Consider the following 20,531-nt stretch of genomic DNA (forward strand, 5'->3'; position numbering starts at 1 on the left):
GGGTGCTGACTCCTTGGGGTGAAAAATAGCGGACACTCTCGCGCTTAATATAGAAAACTTTTTTCCCATCGGCCGTCACAGGTTGATTCAGCCGCCCCGCCCCTGTCATGTTTGAATATTTTTTCTAATCCATACTTGCCCTTTATCGGGTATCCAGCGCTGGCGGGAAACCTGTATGCCATCGTATAAAAGGTGGTTTCCGCGCCAACATAGACTGACATCACTTTTATTAAACACTGATCTCTCTCCGGACTTGGCGAATCCACGGATTTTCGACAGAATTGGAGCCAGCGATAACCCAATAAGAAAAATCCAGCCGATTCACGCTGCCGGGCCGAACCCGGCCGGAATCGAGGAGATCACCGCGAATGGACAAGATCATTCACTGCACTATCGATTTACCCTGCGACGCTAAAATGGCCTTCCAATTGTTCACCGACAACCAGCACTTGGAATCCTGGCTTACGGTAGAAGCCGATGTCACAACGGAGGTTGGAGGCAAATATGAATTGTTCTGGGACCCACAGGGCAGGGAAAATAACAGCACCATCGGCTGTAAAATTACGGTCATAGAGCAAAATGAACTGATCGCATTTGAGTGGCGCAGCCCGGTTCAATTTAAACGCTTCGCCAATAGCGCCGATCCACTCACCCACGTGGTCGTCTGTTTTATTCCCGACGGGTCAGGAACCACTGTGCACCTGCTGCATTCCGGCTGGCGATCCACGGACGAGTGGGAGCAGGCGAGGTTATGGCAAGAGCGATCCTGGCGCTTCGCCTTTACCCGCTTATCGGAAAATATCAGTTCCATGCTGGTCTGATAAGATTATCCAGCAGTATTGGAAGTTAAACTGCATAAGGCAGTGTCACCCCACTATCGCTGGCAATAAAGCCAAGATCTGTGAGAATCTACCTTCTCAATATGGATACTACGCCAGGGCACAACATTAGAACGGGGCGTCCAGCAGCAACGGCAGTCTCCGGGATTGTAAGAATCTCCATCAAGCGGACAATTCAACAGTAAAACCTTCCACCCGCTGGTAAAATTTGGCAGGTGTGAGCCCAGCGAGTGAATCCAGCCCACGCTCTCTATTAACCATGCTCTATTTATCAATACTTTATTTAGTGCAACCAACTCTAATATAGTTTTAAATTCCTGCTGTTTGAAACTAGACAATATTAGATTTTCTTGCACACAGTCCCTCGTGGACGTCGAGGAGTCGTTCTGCTATAACTTCAGAAATCAGTAATATTGCTAAATCCACTTAGCGTAAAAATCTACCACACTCAATCAAACGAATTAATCAGAAAAATAATTTTTCGCGCCGAAAATTGCGCGAGATAGATCTATAAAAAAATACCTGAATTAAAAATGGCACATAAAAATACTGGCATATGATTTACAATTTAAATTACATGGTATTGTATCGAAGGATTTGAATTAGAATTTTATTATCAAAAAAATTACATGAAAAATTAATTTTTAAAATAAAACGATTCACCAAAAATAAAAGACTAATCATTTCCACAAAAAATATTGACTAATTATAAATAAATCCATGAGGCGCCTATAAGATTTAAAATATGCCAAATCAAATAAATCAATTATTTTTTATTGGAGAAAAATCATGAATAAATCAATTTATAATTTTAAAATAAGCAGACTTAACTGGATACTTTTATCAAGTTTATTTTTTGTTTTTTTAAGCGCATATGCCCAATCTTCTGCAATAAAGGCTAATGAAGTTATCGCAACCATTGATCTGGAAAATGGTAATCAATACGTATTTTTGTCATCCAAAAATAAACACGGAACCGTGGACGATATTATTATATTACAAGGAGAAAAAATCGGAAATGGATCTTTAGAGTCCCTATATACGGAAAACCTGAATCCTTTGAATATTTTCAATGGTTTAAATATGGCGCAAGAGGAAATACCAGCCATTCTCAGGGATTTATATACTGAAGACTTTATGCCCCCCGGATGGCTTGCCGATCAGATCTTAACAAGCCATACAAGCAGGTTACTTGTTACTTGTGATGACCTTTGGTGGAAATCCCGATTTGGAGATTTACAGTCAGGCCATCAGTACCATGACGGTCCAAATGATGGCGTATGGTTGAACACCCGATGGATTACATTCACCTGGGGAAGAACCGGCCTGGACGGATACAATGTAGGCGTTTGCCTGCAGGACGTAGATAAAAATGTCCTTGTAAGATTCAACACCTGGAACGGTTCTAATTGGGTTAATTTTTTTGAAAGGCTCACGGTAGAAGGAACTTGGTGGTACGCGAGGCATAGTAGTGGATCTTCAATACAGATCCAGCTAATAGGGTCTGAGGCCAATACCTTCGATATAGGTTTTGACTATAACCGGTAATTTTTGCCATCAAAGGCAAAACGCTTGAGATAGAATTTATATTTTTCCGCCACCTGTTATGCTGACCAGCAGGTGGCGATATTTTTCACCGAGAAGCTTCCAACGATAGCGACTAAAGTCCGCAAGGGGCAGTTCCTTCCCCATTTGATGGCGCTCGGCCAGGGCACATAGTTTTGCGATGGCGTCGGGCACATCTGCAAACCGCATCTCCCGGGGATAGTAATCCGGGTAGGCCTGCTCATCGGGCACCAGCGGGCTGCAGCCGAGTGCGCTCGCCTCCATGGCCGCCAGCCCCTGAAATTCATGGGCGGCGGTGGAGAGAAAGACATGACTCTGCCGGAGTATCCCCTGGTACTGGTTTTTGTCTTCAATAAAACCCACCGACAACAGCCGATGGGCAAAATCACGGCGAATCAGCGCAAACTCCTCCGGGCTATTACGGAAGGTCTGACCCAGCATATTCAGCCGGAAGTCGACCCCCGCAGCTTCCAGGCCCTGCAGTATATGCAACAGGCGATCCGGTCTCTTGTCATACTCCCAGCGCGCCGCCCAACTGAGGGTGAAGGGTCGGTCCTTCAGTTGCTGCGTTTCGGCCTCGAATAATGCGTCCTCTAACGGTACAGGCAACAGGTGTGACTTGGCCGCTATCTCTTCACAAATGCCGGCGGGTACGCAGTCGGGCAGCCTCCGCAGCAGCCGCTCTGCCCCTTCCAGTAGCGTGCGCCGATTGAACTCGGAGTTGAACAGCAACATATCGCCGCAGAGGGCGGTGTAGATATTCAGCATCTGGGGTTCTATCGAGTGGGCGGCCTTCTCGCTGCGCGGGTAGGCAAACTGATTTTCGTGAAAATAGACTGCAGTGGGAACAAGGCCGATCCGCGGCACCAGGCCACGCAGGGCGGCCAGGTCGGTCATGGAGGTGGCGACCACAAGGTCCCAGGGCCGGGCCATCAATTCAGCCGCTTTCCCCCGGCCCCAGCTCAGGCTGTTGCCGCGTACCCGCCAGCTGAAGTTGCGCGGGGGCAGGGTCAGCTGGGTCCAGTGCCAGTCCGGCATCGCCGCCACCAGGCCGCGCCGCCATTGCCGATGGCTGGCGGCATCGTAAGCCGAAAGCAGCAGCACATGCATTGTGCCGACCCGCCTTAGTCGGCTTCCCCGGCAAAAGAGCGTAGATTCATAAGGCGGGCAAACAGACTGGAGGTATCCCAGCGGCCGCCCCCGAGCGCCTGGACCTCGCTGTAAAATTGATCCACCAGCGCTGTCACGGGCAACAGGGCACCGTTGTGTTGCGCCTCATCGAGGACGATCGCAAGATCCTTGCGCATCCAGTCCACGGCAAAGCCGTGCTGGTATTCCCCGGCAAGCATGGTCTTGTAACGGTTTTCCATCTGCCAGCTCTGGGCAGCGCCCTTGGAAATCACCTGGATCACCTGCTCCGCATCCAGGCCCGCCGCCTTGGCGAAGTGCAAGCCTTCGGCAAGCCCCTGCACCACCCCGGCGATGCATATCTGGTTGACCATTTTACACAACTGACCACTGCCGGCAGGGCCCAACAGGCTGCTGGCGCGGGCGTAACACTGTAGAAGCGGCTGTGCGCGCTGGAAATCCGCCTCATCACCACCCACCATGATAGTCAGCGCGCCATTTTCCGCGCCGGCCTGGCCCCCGGATACAGGTGCGTCCAGGAAACCGATTCCACGCTCCCGGCCCGCCGCCTGCAATTCCCGGGCAATGCCGGCAGAGGCAGTGGTGTGGTCGACAAACAGCGACCCCTCCCCCATCGCCGCGAAAGCGCCCTGCCGCCCCAGCACAACCTGGCGCAGATCCCTGTCGTTGCCGACACAGGCAAAGACCATATCGGCCCCGCGCGCGGCCTCGGCCGGAGTCGCAAAAGATTCGCCGGCATAGTCCCGCAGCCACTGTTCGGCACGGCTTGCAGTGCGGTTGTATACCCGCAGCTTATACCCGGCCCCGGCGAGATGGCCGGCCATGGGATAGCCCATGACACCGAGGCCCAGAAAAGCGATTTTCGTCATTGGCGGTTACCCCCAGACCATCCAAAGCAGTACCGCACCCAACAACAGGCGATAAATGGCGAATGGGGCCATACCGATGCGGTTGATGAATTGTAAGAACAAATGGATACACAGATAGGCGGTGACCCCGGACAGCAGCATACCCAGAAATATCGCGCCCCAGGGCACCTGCTCCAGGGACAGTAAATCAAACACCAGCAGCAAGGCGCTTAGGGCGGTTACCGGAACCGACATCAGAAAGGAAAAGCGCGCGGCGTCCTCGCGCTTCATACCCAGCATCAGACCTGCTGTTATGGTAATGCCCGAGCGCGAAGTGCCCGGAATCAGCGCCAGTGCCTGCGCCACGCCGATACCCAGTGCTTTCTTCCAGTTGAGCTGGACCAGCGTCTCCTGCCGTTTGCCCACCGCATCCGCCCACCACAGCAACACGCCGAACCCGATAGAGGCAAAGGCTATGACCGTTGCGGAGCGAAAGTGCACCTCGATGAACCCCTTGAACAGAAGCCCGATCAACCCCGCGGGGATTGTCGCCAGTACCAGCAGCCACGCCAACCGCCCGTCATCGGTGAATTGCCTGTCCACCAGCCCCCCCAGGCCATCCCTGAGCAGCGCCCAAAGTTCGTTGCGAAAGTAAATGACCACGGCCAACAGGGAGCCGAAGTGCACCGCGACATCGAAAGCCAGCCCCTGGTCGGGCCACCCGAGCACTTCTGCGGGCAGGATCAGGTGCGCCGAGCTGGAGATGGGTAGAAATTCAGTGAGCCCCTGTATCACTGCCAGAACTGCAATTTGGAAGGTATCCATAAAAAACCCGAAATAGCTTAGGAACGGATTCTCTGTCGTTTTTGCCAGGCTACTTGATCCCGCAGATAGAGCGGTTCCAGCTCTTCCGCGCTGACGGCTACGCCATTTCGCCACAAGAGTAGGGCCAACTCCGCGATATCCGCCGCATGGATGCTTATGTCCGTGTCGATGGCTTTGAGCGGCACGGATGAAAACTGCGGATACTGCCAGCCCGGCCCGGCGCCATAGCAGTCCCGCGGCAGGTCTGACTGGCTCAAAACCTCGAGCACCTGTTGCGGGTCCTGTACCGCCTCCGGCAACAGGCTGCAGTTGGGGGCTTTGACACTGTAAACACCCCAATAGACCTGCTGCATCCGCGCATCCAGGGCCGCGACTACAGGCAGGTCCCGCCAGTCCGGGTGCCTGCGCCGGGCACCCGCGGCCAGGGCAGCCAGACTGGAAACCGGCACTACCGGTTTGTCAGCGGCGAAGGCCAGTCCCTGGGCACAGCTGATGGCGATACGCAATCCGGTAAAAGAGCCGGGGCCGCGGCTGACCGCCAGTGCATCGAGATCCTTGAGGCCCATTTCAGCCTCCGCGAGTACCTGGTCCACCATCGGCAGCAGACGCCGGGTATGGTCCCGTTCCGCTTCAACAAACCGCTCTGTGGTGTGCCCATGACAGTACAGGGCCACGGAACAGGCTCCGGAGGTGGTATCGAGGGCAAGGATCTTCACGGTGACTCAGGCAACAACTTCTTGGGGCCAATTGTCGCACGGTCGCGGAGGGGAGTCATGCGCTTACATCCAAATTCCCGGCTCGGCGGAATCCGGCAGGCTGTAAATACAAAAGCCCCGGGGTTCCCGGGGCTTGTGGAAGCTTGGGGCTCAGCCCCTTACGGCGATCCGCCCTACTTCTTCTTGGGCGGGCGACCGCGACGAGTCGCCTTCTTCTTGGCCGTGGCGGCCTTCTTCGGCGGACGCCCGCGACGGGCTGCCGTCTTTTTGCCCGCGGCGGCCTTGGGTGGGCGACCCCTGCGAGTCGCTTTCTTTTTGACCGCCGTTTTCTTGGCTACGGTTTTCTTGGCGGTAGTTTTCTTAGCCGCCTTTTTCTTGACCGCCGTCTTCCTGGCTACCTTTTTCCTGGCTGGCGCTTTCCTGGCTGCCGCCTTCTTTGGACGCCCCGCCTTTTTGGCGGCCTTCTTCGCCGCCGTCTTCTTGGTTTTCTTGGCCGCTTTTTTCGCTTCGGCCTTGGCCTTGGCTGCCGCCTTCCTCTCTAAAGCCTTGACGGCTGAAGTGGCTTTTTTAGCCGCAGCCTTGACTTTGGCTTCGACTTTTTTCTCCGCCACTTTCAACTTTCTAGCGGCGACTTTCGCCCTGGCCTTCCTCCAGCGCGCCTCGAAAGCCGCTATGGCTTTAGATAGCTCTTTGTCGTGCTGAGCCTGCAACTTGTCAGCCATTTCATTGAGCTTTTGCTTGGCCGTCTGCTCGGCCTGGCGCACTGCATCCATCGCCTTGGCCTTGGCCATATCAACTTTTGCTAAAGCAACTTTGGCGCGTAAATCTCGAACTTTGGCATTGGCTCTGGACAGCGAGTCCTTCGCAGCTGCAGTGCTTTTCTTCTGTACTCTCGCCCGTGCCTTTGCCACCCGATCCAGTTGCGCATCCAAGGACTTTGCTGCCCTGTCTACTGCTTTTTCCGCTCTGGCGACCGCCGGAGAAGCCATCACTGCTTTCGCGCGTGAGGCTTTTCTGGTGCGCGCTTTCTTTCTCTTTACACGTGCCATTCCTTGTCTCCTCTCTGAGTAGAAAGTTTTACCCCTACTAACTCAAAAGTGTGCCGGCAATATCGCCAATTTGCTATCCCGGTAAGGCGAATGCAAAATGGCAGTTGCCGGGTCCAATGCAAGCCACACGGTTTGAAACCGATGCAGCTCTATCAAAGTTAATAAAAAAAGGGGGCTTTGCAAGAAAATTTGGCAAAAAAAGATGGTTTTTTTGTAAAAAAATGCCGTTTTTCGATTAATTGGCTGGCAAAACACTGTATTGCCACCAATTTCGGTAAAAAAATCAGCTCGCCGCTATCCGCCACTGGAAGACGGGAATCGCTCCTGGACAATTGCCGCCAGCGCCCGAATATGATCGGGGCGAGCGTTCAGTGCCGGAATATATCGATATTCTCCGCCGCCGGCCTCGACAAATTTAGCGCGATTCTCCTCCGAAATTTCCATTAAAGTCTCCAGGCAATCCGCTGAAAACGCCGGACAAATCACATCCACACTGGCCAGTTTCTGCCTGCCCCATTCCACCAGGGTCTTGTCCGTGTAGGGCTGCAGCCATTCCGCTTTACCGAAGCGTGACTGGTAACTGAGCGTCCACTCGCCTTCGGTCAGCCCCAGCTCAGCTGCGAGCTGCACGGCCGTTTCGCCGCATTGGCGCTCATAGGGATCGCCTTTGCTGACGTTGGCTTTGGGTATGCCGTGAAACGACAACAGCAACTTTTCCGCTTTGCCGTGTTCTTTCCAATGCTCCCGCACTGAATCTGCCAGGGCGCGGATATACAGTGGATGGCGATAGTAATCATGTACCAACTGAATATCCGGCACATCGCGGTTTTCACAAAAGATTCGCGCCACCTGATCGTAAATAGCGCCGGTTGTGGTGCCCGAGTACTGCGGATACATTGGAAGCAGTAAAAACGATTCACAGCCGTCACTGCGCAGCCGGTCAACTACTGACGCCAGACCGGGCTCACCATAGGTGACCGCGTGCGCGACGGTAATGTCCCCACGGGTGGCGGCCAGCTGTAGCTGCAACATTTCCGCCTGCCGCCTGGTGTAATACAGCAAGGGAGATCCCTCCACCGGCTCGCCGTCCGCTCCGCGGTTCCAAATGCCGGCGTACTCGGGCGCTATGCGACGCGCGCGAAACGGCAGGATGAAGCCGTGAAGAATAGGCAGCCATATGGGGCCGGGTATCTCCACTACCCGTGAATCAGAAAGAAACTCGCGCAAAAAACGGCGGACTGAGGCCGGGGTGGGGTCAGCTGGGGTACCCAGGTTTATCAGAATGACGGCAGTGGACATAGATGGGCCTGCTGGTTTTGGAAGTGCACCATGGTAACGGCAATTGTGAGGCAGTAATACCGATGGCCAGCACAGAATAGGGCCATCTATTTGGTCGCCGGGCGAGAGTTTGTTTGGACCCACGGCTGCGCACACTGTGCCTAACCGAGTCCCGAACAAAATAAGCCCCCGACAGTCGGGGGCTTATTTACGTATTCCGATCCGGTGTGGATCACGTCAGAGCAGAGGACACCTGTTGGCAGATCTCGTCCACGGAACCAATCCCCACTACCTTGCTGTATTTCGGCGCTGTCTCCGGTTGCCTTTGGGTCAGTTCCCGGTAGAAACCCACGAGTGGTTCTGTCTGCTCGTGATAGACGGACAGCCGGCTGCGCACGGTTTCCTCACAGTCATCGTTGCGCTGAACCAGTGGTTCGCCGGTGACATCATCCAATCCCTCCTGTTTGGGGGGGTTATAGGCGATGTGATAGACGCGACCCGAATCCTCGTGAACCCGGCGTCCGGACAGCCGTTTGACGATCTCCTCGTCGTCGACCTCCAGCTCCAGCACATGGTCTATCGCCACATCAGCATCCAGTAGCGCCTGTGCCTGGGGAATGGTGCGCGGAAAGCCGTCAAACAGGAAACCATTGGCGCAATCCTGTTGCGCTATGCGCTCTTTGACCAAGGCGATAATCAGATCGTCGGAAACCAGTTTTCCCGCTGCCATCACATCTTTGGCCTGCAGCCCCAGAGGAGTCCCCTCTCTCACCGCCGCGCGTAGCATGTCGCCAGTGGAGATCTGCGGAATAGCGAATTTCTCGGTAATGAACCTTGCCTGAGTACCTTTGCCGGCCCCCGGTGCCCCCAAGAGAATAATCCTCATAGTGAGATTGCCCTTATGATCCGTACGTGCCGATGCCCGTTGGGTAAAAAGAGCGCTACCTTACACTCAGGTTCCGGGCAGGGCAAGGTGAGGCACCCTCTGCGCACCCGGGACCACAGGGGTATCGAGAAGATACATGGATATTCAGTCACGACTGCAATGAAAGGAACATCAGACCGCGCAGGTGCAGTCTTTCTGTATGAAATTTGATCCAATTTACCCGGACATGACCGGGCTTGGGTTCCGCCACCGGGGCCATTGGACAGCGGGCTACTTTTCGCCCGCCTTGGCCTGAACCCACAAGGCTTCCAATTGATCTGCGGACAGGTCCGACAAGCGCCGCCCGCCTCTGCTGGCGGTATCTTCCATGGCCCTGAATCGCCGCTCGAACTTCCGGTTGCAACCCCGCAACAACCCTTCCGGCTCCGCCTGCAAGTGGCGGGCCGCGTTGACACAGGAAAACAGCAGGTCCCCCAGTTCCTCCCGCGCATGCTCGCAATCACCGGCGGCAACTGCCTGCCGCAACTCCGAGAGTTCCTCTTCAACCTTGTCCAGCACACCATCCAGGTCAGGCCAGTCAAACCCAACCCTGGCGGCGCGCTTCTGCAACTTGTCGGCCCTGGTCAGCGCCGGCAAGCCTGTCGCCACACCATCCAGTGCACCGCCCTGGCCTCTTGCATCCCGTTCGGCGGCCTTGATGGATTCCCAGTTTTGCCTGACGGTGGACTGGTCGACGCTATTCCCGGGGCTGTCTGCATAGAGACTGCCCCCAGGAAATACGTGCGGGTGGCGCCGCAGGAGCTTGGCAGCCAGGGAGTCGACTATGCGCGAAAAATCAAAACGCCCCTGCTCACGCCCCAACTGCGCGTAAAAGACGACCTGAAACAAAAGGTCACCCAGCTCTTCGCGCAGATGCTCGAAATCGGCGGTTTCGATTGCCTCCGCCACCTCATATGCCTCCTCGATGGTCGAGGGGGCTATGCTGGTAAAATCCTGTTTCCGATCCCAGGGGCAGCCACTTTCCGGGTCGCGCAATCGCTCCATCAGGAACAGCAGGTCGTCGAGGGTGTACTTTTCCCGGTCTTCCATGGCGCTCACACAAGTTTTCGGTTAATGCAAAATTCGCCGCTTGGCGGACATGACATTTGGCAGCCGGTTGATCCGGTGCAACACCCGGCTCAACTCTTCGAAATTGCGGATTTCAGCGGTCAACACTATCTCTACCGTGTGTTTGTTCCTGTTGGAGCGGGTTTGCATGGCGGTGACATTGATCCGCTGACTGTCCAACATCGCAGTAATATCCCGCAACAGGCCGTGCCGGTCATAGGCTTCAATTATGATCTCCACCGCATACAGTTGTGAGGGCTTCTCCGACCACTCCACCTGCAGTACCCGCTCGCGCTCTTCAGACTGCATGCGCAGCATGTTGGCGCAATCCTTGCGGTGGATGGAAACCCCGCGACCCAGGGTGATATAACCCATGATGTCATCCCCCGGTACCGGATTGCAGCACCTGGCAATATGCGTCATCAGGTTGCCCACGCCATCGATATAGACATCCGCCTTGCCCTCGCCCCGAGCCACGGGAGCGGTGAGGGAGGGCGCCGGCTCAACGTGATCGACGTTGATCATGCGCTGGGCCCGATTCAGCACCTGGCCCACGCCGATGTCACCGGCACCAACAGCGGCATAGAGGTCATCCAGGGAATGCATGTTTAGCTTTGTGGCCAGCTGTTCGAAGTCAAAGTTGGTCAGCGCCAGCTGTTTGAACTCACCGTCGAGAATAGTGCGGCCATCGGCGATATTCTGGTCTCTCGCCTGCTGCTTGAACCAGTGAATCACTTTGGCGCGGGCACGGGAAGTGGTGATGTACCCCATCCCCGCCGACAGCCAGTCGCGACTGGGTGACTCGCGCTTGCCGGTGAGGATTTCCACCTGATTGGCCGTCTGCAACGCGTGGTTTAGCGGCACTATGCGCCCATCCACTTTGGCACCACGGCAACAGTGGCCGATTTCAGTGTGAATCCTGTAGGCGAAATCCAGTGGTGTGGCGCCCCGGGGGAGATCCATCACATGGCCGTCGGGGGTAAACACATAGATGCGCGTGTCGACGTCACTGGTCTGCAAATCGTCCTGCAGGGGATTGCCGCCCACCTCTTCGTGCCAGTCGAGTACCTGGCGCAACCAGGAAATTTTCTGCTCATAACCGTCCCGCCCCTCGGCCTGACTCTGGCTCTTGTCAGTGCCCTTGTATCGCCAGTGGGCGCAGACACCATACTCCGCCTCTTCGTTCATGGCATAGGTGCGAATCTGCACCTCCAGTACCTTCTGATCCGGACCTATCACCGCGGTGTGCAGGGAGCGGTAGCCGTTTTCCTTCGGCGAGGCGATGTAATCGTCAAACTCATTGGGAATATTGCGCCACAGATTGTGCACTATACCGAGTACTGCATAACAGTCCCGCACCGTAGGCACCAGGATTCTCACTGCGCGAATATCGTAAACCTGGGAAAAACCGATATCTTTCCGACGCATTTTGCGCCAAATACTGTAGATGTGCTTGGCACGCCCGTACACTTCACCGTCGATATCCGCGTGCTTGAGTTGCCCGCGCAACAGTTTCAGCACTTCGTCGATATAGTTTTGCCGCACCAGCCGCTTCTCGTCCAGCAGTCTGGCGATTTGCATATAGTCATCCGGTTCCAGGTAACGGAATGACAGATCCTCCAGCTCCCATTTGATATGACCTATGCCCAGGCGATGTGCCAGTGGGGCATAAACATCGGCAACTTCCCGCGCAATGCGGCGGCGCTTGTCCGGCTCGGAGTTTTTGGCAGCGCGAATTGCACAGGTGCGCTCGGCGAGCTTGATGAGCGCGACCCGCACATCGTCCACCAGTGCCACCAGCATACGGCGGATATTCTCTGAGTGCTCTTCGACAGCCCCGCCTCTGCTCTCGCTGCCGGTCTCGGCACTGCGGCTGCGAATTGCCGCCATCTTCAGTACGCCGCTAATCAGTTTGGCGACCGTCTGTCCGAAGCTGTCCTCCACTTTTTTCAGCGGCAGCCGTTTCTCCCGCACAGCGCGATAAAGTATCGCGGCGCACAGGGCCTCACCATCGATTTGCAGATCGGCGAGAATCTCTGCCATTTCCAGGCCGGTGGCAAAACTGCTGGCACCTTCCGCCCAGATATTCTCCGCCGCTATCGCCCGCTTCTCCGCCTCGGCACTCACTTCCGCGGCCCGGCGCAGAGTAACCAGAGTCCCGCCATCCAGCTGCGCCAGCCGCTGCATGTGACGCAACCAGGATTCCAGGTCCAGGGTCCCGTCGCCATCGACTGAATGGTGTTTTCTGACCTGTACCATCTAGTCCCCAATTTATTGCGGCGCTTACTCGTTAAAAAGCCCGGATGAAAGGTACCTGTCGCCGCGGTCACAAACGATGGCGACGATGGTGGCATTCTCCAGCTCTGACGACAACCGCAGTGCAGCGGCCACCGCCCCCCCGGAGGAGACACCGCAGAAAATGCCTTCGTCACGGGCCAGCTGTCTCGCCATCTGTTCGGCCTGGCGCTGATCCATGTCGATCACCCTGTCCACCTCTTCGGGCACAAAGATACTGGGCAGATAAGCCTGGGGCCAGCGCCGGATTCCGGGGATACTCGAGCCTTCGGTAGGCTGAAGCCCGACAATCTCTATCCCGGGATTGCACTCTTTCAAATAGCGTCCACAGCCCATAATGGTGCCTGTGGTGCCCATGGATGAAACCAAATGGGTAATACGGCCGCCTGTCTGATGCCAGAGCTCCGGTCCGGTGCCCTCATAGTGCGCCCGGGGGTTGTCGTCGTTGGAGAATTGGTTCAGCACCAGTCCCCTGCCATCGGCCTGCATTTGCAGGGCCAGGTCCCGCGCTCCCTCCATACCCTCTTCAGCACTGACCAGCACCAGCTCGGCGCCATAGGCCGACATGGCCGCCTTGCGCTCATCGGTGGCGCTTTCGGGCATGATCAGGATCATGCGATAGCCCTTGATGGCGGCGGCCATGGCAAGTGCTATGCCAGTGTTGCCACTGGTGGCTTCGATCAGCGTATCGCCGGGCGCTATCTGACCCCGGGCCTCGGCCTGATTGACCATCGATAGAGCCGGGCGGTCCTTGACCGAACCGGCCGGGTTGTTTCCCTCCAGCTTCAGTAAAATCGTGTTGCTCGTCTCCCCCTGCAGGCGTTGCAGTCTGACCAGCGGAGTCGCGCCGACACAGTCAGCAATAGTGGGATAGTCCATGGTACTCCAGTCCCCGGCAAATTGCGGAGCGACATTCTACCTATCCGGCCGCGCTCCTGCGAGCTTCGACCGGACCGCTGCGCAATAGTGCCATATGCCCCCGACAGCGCTAAAATCGCGTTAAAAAATAGAATCCCAATTGGGCTCCACACCATGGCCGTACCCAAACCAACAGGGCTGCCGGCGGGCTCGCCGCGCAAGATAAGGTCCCTTCGGGCGATACTGTTCAGATTCACTCTCACGCCGGCGATAGCACTAGCGCTGTTGCTGGCACTGGTGTTCGCCCTGCAGCAAATGGAGGACCGCCGCCAGTTACTGCTCAGTCACGGTCGCGCCAGCGCCGAGCAATTAGCCGAATTGATCGAACTGAGCGGTGGCCAGCCACTGGAGCTGCGCCTCGAATGGCTGCGCCGCAGCCTGCTGGCGCTGATGCTGGAAAAGGACATGGTGCGTTCAGTTCAGATTTATTCAAGGGAGGGGGAAATCGACCCCGACACCGGCCTGCGTCTGCTGGCCAGCGCCGGTCCGCGCGCGCGGGCTGCGGTAACCGCCGAGGACCTGCATACCCAGCAGCCGTTCATTCAGGAAACCGACAGCAACCTGGCGGTGCTCTATCCCCTCAATGGTGAAGACATCACCTGCTGGATCGCCATTGAGCTCCACCGGCCCTATTTTACCGTCGGTACCTATCAGGTAATGCTGGCAGGTTTACTGGGCCTCATATTTTGCGCCCCGGCCGCATTGATCTGGTCGGCTTTTCTGGCCGAGCGCTTCGCGCAGCGGCTCTCCCGTATCGGCGACAGCCTGGACGAGCTGGGACAGGGACGTTTCACAACCCGGGTGGCGCGCAGCCAGGTTCGCGAACTGGACTGGCTGGGTAAACGGGTCAACAAAATGGCCGCTGGTCTGGCTGACCATCGGGTCGATTTCGAGACTTCGTTAAAACAGTCGATGGAGGACTTGAGGGAATCCCTCGACAGCATGGAAGAGCAGAATGTCGCGATGGACCTGGCCCGGAAAAAGGCGGTGGAGGCGAGCCGGATCAAGTCGGCATTTTTGGCCAATACCAGCCACGAAATCCGCACACCTCTGAACGGCATTATCGGGTTTACCAATCTGCTGCTGAAAACCGATGTCAACGAGCTGCAACAGGATTATCTGCGCACCATTTTGCGGTCATCGGAAAACCTCTTGACCACAATCAACGATATCCTCGATTTTTCACGCATCGAATCCGGCAATCTGGTCCTCGACCATATTCCCATGAACCTGGGCCAGCTGCTTGAGGAGACACTGCAGATCCTTGCCCCATTCGCGTATGAACACAACCTGGAGCTGGTGCCTCTGATCGACAACCAGCTGCCGCACACGCAGATCGGCGATCCACTGCGTATCAAGCAGATTCTCACCAATCTGGTCGGCAACGCCGTGCGCAGTTCCAAGAACGGCAATATACCTGTGCATATCGGCGTGCAAAATGTCAGGGAGTCGGAGCTGGTGGTTCAGATCAGTGTGAGCGACCTGGGCAATCGCATCGACGACCGGGCGCGGCGCGAACAGCGGCAACTGCTGGAGAATTCGGCCCCGGCACAGGGGCAACAGATCAACAGCAGCAACCTGGGCCTGGCCATAGCGCGCAGCCTTCTGGACCGCATGCGCGGCTCTATTGGCTTCGACGATACCAATGGCGCTGGCTCCACTCTTTCCGTGCAGATACCTTTACGCCTGGAGCGAAACAGCACGCCGCCCGTGCGGGAGGGGTTTCCGCACTGCCGGCTGCTGATCGCCGATCCCAACCCTATGACCCGGACACAGGTCGCACAATTACTGGCGCACTGGCAGGTGGAACCGATCGAACTTGGGGACACGGCGACACTGGAACCCGCTATCGAACAGATGTGGCGACACGATGCGCTGCCGGATGCAATCATCGTCGACACCGGGATTGCAAACCGGGAGTTCGACCCTTTTATCGCCACGGTACAGCAACTTGTGGACACTTATCAGTGCCGTATCATTCTACAGGGGTCGCCGGTGGAACTGCGGCGTTGCTACGAATCGCTGCGCACCCGGGTGCTTTCTTTTCTGGGCAAGCCGGTGGCCCGTGACAACCTCCTGCGGGCACTGCGACGGACCCTTCCGCAGCAAAATCAGGCTCGCGTCAACGGCGACTCCCCACCTCTGCCCTGGCCCAGCACACCCAGGGTTCTGGCGGTAGACGACTACGAAGCCAACCGCACCCTGGTCGCCGAACTGCTGCGCACCCAGGGCATCGAACCGGTGGTCGCAGCCAGTGGAGAGGAGGCTATCGATTTGTGCCACCAGCAGACTTTCGACCTGATTTTCATGGATATCCAGATGCCGGGCATAAACGGGATTGAAGCCACCAGCCGGATTCGCAAACGGGAAACCAGCGGGCGCACACCGATCATTGCGTTAACCGCCCACGCAGGCAGCGAGGAAAAAGCGCGATTGCTGTCCGCCGGCCTGGACGACTATATGAGTAAACCGGTCACCGAGGCTCAGCTCACCCATACCATCAAACGCTGGATGAATATCCTGGTGCCGCAAAGCCCTAACGGTGAACTCCTGTGCGATCCACATCTGGTGGATATTGCGGAAAGTCTCAGTCTCAGTAATAACGATGCTGGCCTGGCCAGGGATATGCTGCAGATGCTGATCAAGGGTCTGGTGGAGGACGAGCAGGAACTGCACCGTCTGCGCAGTGCCGGCGACCACCGCGGTCTGTTTGAATTAATCCACCGCCTGCATGGCGGTTGCTGCTACTGCGGGGTTTCACGCTTGCGAGAGGCCACACGCCTGCTGCAGGAACACCTGCGCCCACTGCAAGAGCAGCCGGAATCCACTATCGACGCCGGCAAAATCGAGATAGTAGCGCGGGAGATCCGCGCCCTGCGGGAATGGGCCTCGGAACAAAACCTGGATGCTCTATTTGGGCTGCAGGAGACCACTGGCTAACGGTAATCCCGCCCCTGGCCCTCAAACACCACAAACGCCAGGGCGAAATCTTTTTCGTCCGACAGCGTCAGGTGAATCCGCTCTACGCCCATTCGGTCTGCGCGGCTGCGCGCCTGCCCCGACAGATACACCTCCGGGGCCTTGCCACAGCGGCGGCGAACCTCGATGTGCTGCCAGGAAATCCCCGCACCGATACCGCTACCCAGCGCTTTGCCCAACGCCTCCTTGGCTGCGAATCGCTTACACAGATAGGCGGCGCGGTTGGAGACCGCCAGCGCTGAAAAAGCCGCCCGCTCCCCGGGGCAGAGTACTCGCGCGACAAAACGATCGCCAAAACGATGCCAGGACGCCTCTATCCGGGCCAGACTGCAGATGTCCGTGCCGATACTAATGATCATGGTAAACCTGCCTGAACAATTCGCGACTGCGCAGCGGCTTTTCCCCCAGCAGTGGGGTTAGTAACAGGCGCGTGAGCTGCCTGGCGGATGCCGGCAGCTCGCAACCGCTAGCGCCGCCGCGCATCAGCAGGTCCATTGCCAGGAGATCGGCACCGGTAAAAACACCCGCTGGCAGGCGCCGTGCAGCGCTTTGAACAACCGGCACCAGTCCGGTTTCATTCTCCAGCCGATACAGACCCGCCGCATCAACTTCCCCCCCGCTGTGGGTACAGTGATTCAGCGGCGGGCAGCTGCCAAGCTCGCTCAGCAGTTGCAGTTCAAAACGCCGCAGGGGTGCCTCCAGCGGTGCGGCAGAGCCCCCGTCGAGCTGTGCCAGCGACTGCAGTAACGTCTGGTAGCCGGCAAAAGCCCTGTAGTGGGTTTCACCCGCCGGCAACAGGCGCACCAGCAATTCGTTGGCGTAGAACCCCGCGTAAACCGCCCGCCCCTGCAGGCGCAGAGCCGCACCGGCGCTCTCCACGGCCCCGAGGTTCTTCAGCTCACCCCGCCCCAGCAGCGAAACCAGCAGCGGGGTAAACGGCTGCAAAGCCCGCTGGCGGCGCTGCTTGCTACGCCTGGCCCCCCGGGCGACACAGGCGATCCGCCCCCACTCCGGCGTCAGGAGATCCAGTAGGAGGCTCGAATCCCTAAAAGGTCGCGTGTGCAGTATGTACGCCGGCTGGGGGGGCTGTGGTGTCATAAGGTCAGTGAGTATAAGGGTTGCCACGACTAGTCGTCTCGGTAGCCGAGACTGCGCAGTGCGCGCTCGTCGTCGGACCAGCCGGATTTCACTTTCACCCACAGGTTGAGCATCACTTTGCTGTCCAGCAACCGTTCGATATCCTCCCGCGCCTGGCTGCCAATCTGTTTGATGCGCTCACCCTTGTTGCCGATGATAATCCGCTTCTGTCCGGAACGCTCCACCAGAATGGCGGCGCTGATGTGCAGGATATTACCTTCCTGAACGAACTCTTCCACTTCCACGTTCACCTGGTAGGGAATTTCTGCACCCAACTGCCGGGTAACCTTTTCCCGCACTATTTCCGCGGCCAGAAAACGGGAACTGCGGTCAGTAATCTGATCTGCGGGGAAAAAATGCTGCCCCTGGGGCAGATGCCGCACTATCACACTTTCCAGGGCGTCCAGATTGACACCGCGCAGGGCGGAAACCGGCACGATCTCGGCATTCGGGTGCCGGTCGGCCAGTGCCTGCAGCTGCGGTAGTAGCTCGGCCTTGTCCTCGAGCTGGTCCACTTTGTTGACGGCTATCACCAGCGGACACTTGAGCCCCTGTAATCTATCCGCGACCAGCTGGTCTCCCTCGGTCCAGCGAGCGCGTTCCACAACGAACACCACCAGATCCACATCCCGCACCGCGCCACTCGCGGCCCGGTTCATGTAACGGTTGATCGCCCTGTCGGCATCCGCGTGCAGTCCCGGTGTGTCGACAAAAATAATCTGGTCGCTGCCCACGGTTTTGATACCCAGCATATTGTGCCGGGTCGTCTGCGGCTTGCGCGACGTGATCGCCAGCTTCTGGCCCAGCAGGTGGTTTAGCAGCGTGGACTTGCCCACATTGGGGCGGCCCACTATGGCCACATAGCCACAGCGGTGGGGTTGAGAGGAAACCGTGTCGTTCAAATACTTTCTCCAGATAGGCGAATGTCTGCCTCGACGTTTGCAGTTTAAGCTGTAATGGCACCGATGGCGCCCTGAATGTACAAAGGTTGTGGCACCGCTAGGTGGGGGTCAGGCGCCGCCGGTCAGGCGCCGATAGGCCACTGATGCGGCGAGTTTTTCCGCTGCCCGGCGACTGCCGGCCTCGCCTCTCGCCGGTTCCGACAGGCCGTTGACTCGACACTCCACGATAAATCGCTGGGCGTGTTCCTCTCCGGCGATATTGACCACCCTGTATTCGGGCAGTGGCCGCTTGCGGGCCTGCAGCCATTCCTGCAGCTGCGTCTTGGCATCCTTGGTATTTTCTGGGGACAGTGACTGCAGACGGGAGGCAAACCAGATCAGTACCCGCTCCCGCGCCCTCTCCAGCCCCGCGTCCAGGTAGATGGCACCGATCAAAGCTTCCAGCGCGTCGGCGAGGATGGACGCACGGCGAAAGCCGCCACTTTTCATTTCCCCATCCCCTAGGCGCAGGCACTCGCCCACTTCCATCTCCCTGGCCAGATCCGCCAATGTCTCACCGCTGACCAGCTGCGCACGCAGCCGGCTGAGCTGCCCCTCCCGCCCCTGGGGAAACTGCTCAAACAGTGCCGCACCGATGATGAAGCCGAGAATGGAATCGCCGAGAAATTCCAGCCGCTCATTGTTGCGACTACCGTGGGAACGGTGGGTGAGCGCCAGCTCCAGCAGATCCCGGCGCGCAAAGGAGTGTCCCAGCCGCTGACTGAGACGGTCGAGTAATAGGTCAGTCACTTTTGCGAAATTGCTTCAGGTCCACCAGGGGCTCGCAGCAGAGGTCCGCCTTGGCGGTATTCAACTGTTTATTGAATTTCATCACCACATCGACATTGTAGATCAGCGGCTGGCGCAGTTCGTACTCAACGCTCACCAATTTACTGTCGGCGCCACTGATCACCCGCAACGCCTTGGTGGGCTCGCCACGGACATTATTGAGGAGGAAAAAGCGATCCAATTCAGTTCTGATCTGACCCTTGGTCATAGTCTCCAGGTCCGGGTTTTGCGCCAGTTTGCGCAGTCCTTCATCGACATAATAAGCGTCGATGTATGCGGGCCCCATCCGGGAGACGCAGGTCAGTACAAACCCAAACACCGCTATTACCAGTAGCAGCCCCCAGTAACTCAAGCCGCGCTGCTGCCGCAGGGAAACCCTTAACTGCTTGCCCATTGCCAAATCCTCGACTGATTTTAATTATTGGATCGAGCCCACGCGTTTAAAACTCGGCAGGCTAAACAGATTGTCCCAGTGCATCCAGATCGCGAACGCCTTGCCGACCACATCCTGCTCGGGCACGAAACCCCACTTGCGGCTGTCGAGGCTGTTGTCGCGGTTGTCCCCCATCATAAAGTAGTGACCCTCGGGCACCACTCCGCTGTAGTTGCTGTACAGACTGGGAGCCACATGCCGCGCCATCAGGTGGCGGCGACCGTAGATCTCCTCCCACTTGACCTCCAGCTGCGGATTCCCCGGGGGCAACGCCTGGATCAGTTCCTGTGGCGCCCGCTCACCATTGATAAACAATACATTGTCCCTGAGCTCCACTTTATCGCCGGGCAGACCGATAACCCGCTTGATGAAGTAAGTGTCGTTCATGTGCGGGGGGAAAAACACCATCACATCGCCGCGCTGGGGCTCGCCGATATCGATCACCTTGGTGCGCGCGACCGGCAGGCGCAGGCCGTAGGCGTATTTGTTCACCAGAATAAAGTCCCCCACCTGCAGTGTCGGCACCATCGACCGGGATGGAATCTGAAAAGGCTCCACCACAAAGGAGCGCAGAATAAAGATAATCGCCAGTACGGGGAAAAAAGACTTGGCGTACTCCACGACCAGGGGCTCAGCGGCATCCTGAGCGCGGCGACGGGCAAAAAACAGACTGTCCACCAGCCAGATACCGCCGCTGCCGACTACCAACCACAGGAGGATCAGGGGAAAGTTAATATCCATGCTCGTTTCTCTAGCTTCGTTTGCACAACCGGCGG

19 protein-coding genes are annotated in these 20,531 nt (G+C 57.2%); 3 read left to right on the forward strand and 16 right to left on the reverse strand.

Going from position 1 to position 20,531, the window contains the following annotated elements; genetic code table 11:
* The first annotated feature begins 368 nt into the window (after nt 1–368).
* Complete coding sequence (locus AB1S50_RS00870) at nt 369–821, forward strand: SRPBCC family protein (RefSeq protein WP_367148473.1); 453 nt, start codon at nt 369–371, stop codon at nt 819–821.
* An 807-nt stretch (nt 822–1,628) separates the two neighbouring features.
* Nucleotides 1,629–2,387: a hypothetical protein gene (locus tag AB1S50_RS00875; protein WP_367148474.1), complete on the forward strand. Its 759-nt coding sequence runs from the start codon at nt 1,629–1,631 to the stop codon at nt 2,385–2,387.
* Nucleotides 2,388–2,423: 36 nt separating this feature from the next.
* Here the strand turns inward: AB1S50_RS00875 and AB1S50_RS00880 are convergent, their stop codons facing one another.
* The 10 genes from AB1S50_RS00880 to cysM form a co-directional block, all read right to left on the reverse strand.
* Nucleotides 2,424–3,515 (reverse strand): tRNA-queuosine alpha-mannosyltransferase domain-containing protein, encoded by a 1,092-nt coding sequence (locus tag AB1S50_RS00880; protein ID WP_367148475.1) that lies wholly within the window; start codon nt 3,513–3,515, stop codon nt 2,424–2,426.
* Nucleotides 3,516–3,529: 14 nt separating this feature from the next.
* The gene (locus AB1S50_RS00885; RefSeq protein WP_367148476.1) at nt 3,530–4,423 is read right to left on the reverse strand and encodes an NAD(P)-dependent oxidoreductase; all 894 of its coding nucleotides are present in this window, start codon (nt 4,421–4,423) and stop codon (nt 3,530–3,532) included.
* Nucleotides 4,424–4,429: 6 nt separating this feature from the next.
* Nucleotides 4,430–5,227: an undecaprenyl-diphosphate phosphatase gene (locus AB1S50_RS00890; RefSeq protein WP_367148477.1), complete on the reverse strand. Its 798-nt coding sequence runs from the start codon at nt 5,225–5,227 to the stop codon at nt 4,430–4,432.
* A gap of 17 nt (nt 5,228–5,244) precedes the next feature.
* On the reverse strand, nt 5,245–5,943 hold the full coding sequence (gene tsaB / locus AB1S50_RS00895; RefSeq protein WP_367148478.1) for a tRNA (adenosine(37)-N6)-threonylcarbamoyltransferase complex dimerization subunit type 1 TsaB: 699 nt from the start codon (nt 5,941–5,943) through the stop codon (nt 5,245–5,247).
* A 173-nt stretch (nt 5,944–6,116) separates the two neighbouring features.
* Nucleotides 6,117–6,992, reverse strand: coding sequence for a hypothetical protein (locus tag AB1S50_RS00900; RefSeq protein ID WP_367148479.1), 876 nt, complete (start codon nt 6,990–6,992; stop codon nt 6,117–6,119).
* A gap of 294 nt (nt 6,993–7,286) precedes the next feature.
* A complete protein-coding gene (gene hemH / locus AB1S50_RS00905; RefSeq protein WP_367148480.1) occupies nt 7,287–8,291 on the reverse strand; it encodes a ferrochelatase in 1,005 nt (334 codons plus the stop codon).
* 211 nt (nt 8,292–8,502) lie between these two features.
* The gene (gene adk, locus AB1S50_RS00910) at nt 8,503–9,156 is read right to left on the reverse strand and encodes an adenylate kinase (protein ID WP_367148481.1); all 654 of its coding nucleotides are present in this window, start codon (nt 9,154–9,156) and stop codon (nt 8,503–8,505) included.
* A 270-nt stretch (nt 9,157–9,426) separates the two neighbouring features.
* Nucleotides 9,427–10,245: a nucleoside triphosphate pyrophosphohydrolase gene (mazG, locus tag AB1S50_RS00915; protein WP_367148572.1), complete on the reverse strand. Its 819-nt coding sequence runs from the start codon at nt 10,243–10,245 to the stop codon at nt 9,427–9,429.
* A 21-nt stretch (nt 10,246–10,266) separates the two neighbouring features.
* Nucleotides 10,267–12,522, reverse strand: a complete 2,256-nt coding sequence (gene relA, locus AB1S50_RS00920) for a GTP diphosphokinase (protein ID WP_367148482.1) — start codon at nt 12,520–12,522, stop codon at nt 10,267–10,269.
* Between the two features lie 24 nt (nt 12,523–12,546).
* Nucleotides 12,547–13,437: a cysteine synthase CysM gene (cysM, locus tag AB1S50_RS00925; protein ID WP_367148483.1), complete on the reverse strand. Its 891-nt coding sequence runs from the start codon at nt 13,435–13,437 to the stop codon at nt 12,547–12,549.
* A gap of 153 nt (nt 13,438–13,590) precedes the next feature.
* Here cysM and AB1S50_RS00930 point away from each other — a divergent pair, with 153 nt between their 5' ends.
* Complete coding sequence (locus AB1S50_RS00930) at nt 13,591–16,416, forward strand: response regulator (RefSeq protein WP_367148484.1); 2,826 nt, start codon at nt 13,591–13,593, stop codon at nt 16,414–16,416.
* Here AB1S50_RS00930 and acpS read toward each other — a convergent pair.
* From acpS to lepB, 6 genes are all read right to left on the reverse strand, one after another.
* Nucleotides 16,413–16,814, reverse strand: coding sequence for a holo-ACP synthase (acpS, locus tag AB1S50_RS00935; RefSeq protein WP_367148485.1), 402 nt, complete (start codon nt 16,812–16,814; stop codon nt 16,413–16,415). The two genes, AB1S50_RS00930 and acpS, sit on opposite strands and share 4 nt — an antisense overlap.
* Nucleotides 16,804–17,553: a DNA repair protein RecO gene (recO, locus tag AB1S50_RS00940; protein WP_367148486.1), complete on the reverse strand. Its 750-nt coding sequence runs from the start codon at nt 17,551–17,553 to the stop codon at nt 16,804–16,806. The genes acpS and recO overlap by 11 nt, the downstream gene beginning before the upstream one ends.
* A gap of 29 nt (nt 17,554–17,582) precedes the next feature.
* On the reverse strand, nt 17,583–18,494 hold the full coding sequence (gene era / locus AB1S50_RS00945; RefSeq protein WP_367148487.1) for a GTPase Era: 912 nt from the start codon (nt 18,492–18,494) through the stop codon (nt 17,583–17,585).
* A 108-nt stretch (nt 18,495–18,602) separates the two neighbouring features.
* On the reverse strand, nt 18,603–19,283 hold the full coding sequence (gene rnc / locus AB1S50_RS00950; protein ID WP_367148488.1) for a ribonuclease III: 681 nt from the start codon (nt 19,281–19,283) through the stop codon (nt 18,603–18,605).
* Entirely contained in the window at nt 19,276–19,716 is a 441-nt protein-coding gene (locus AB1S50_RS00955; RefSeq protein ID WP_367148489.1) for a DUF4845 domain-containing protein, read from the reverse strand. The genes rnc and AB1S50_RS00955 overlap by 8 nt, the downstream gene beginning before the upstream one ends.
* Nucleotides 19,717–19,740: 24 nt before the next feature.
* Nucleotides 19,741–20,496, reverse strand: coding sequence for a signal peptidase I (gene lepB / locus AB1S50_RS00960; RefSeq protein ID WP_367148490.1), 756 nt, complete (start codon nt 20,494–20,496; stop codon nt 19,741–19,743).
* Between the last annotated feature and the right edge of the window lie 35 nt (nt 20,497–20,531).

This window comes from Microbulbifer discodermiae (genome assembly GCF_040742695.1).
Taxonomy (GTDB): domain Bacteria; phylum Pseudomonadota; class Gammaproteobacteria; order Pseudomonadales; family Cellvibrionaceae; genus Microbulbifer.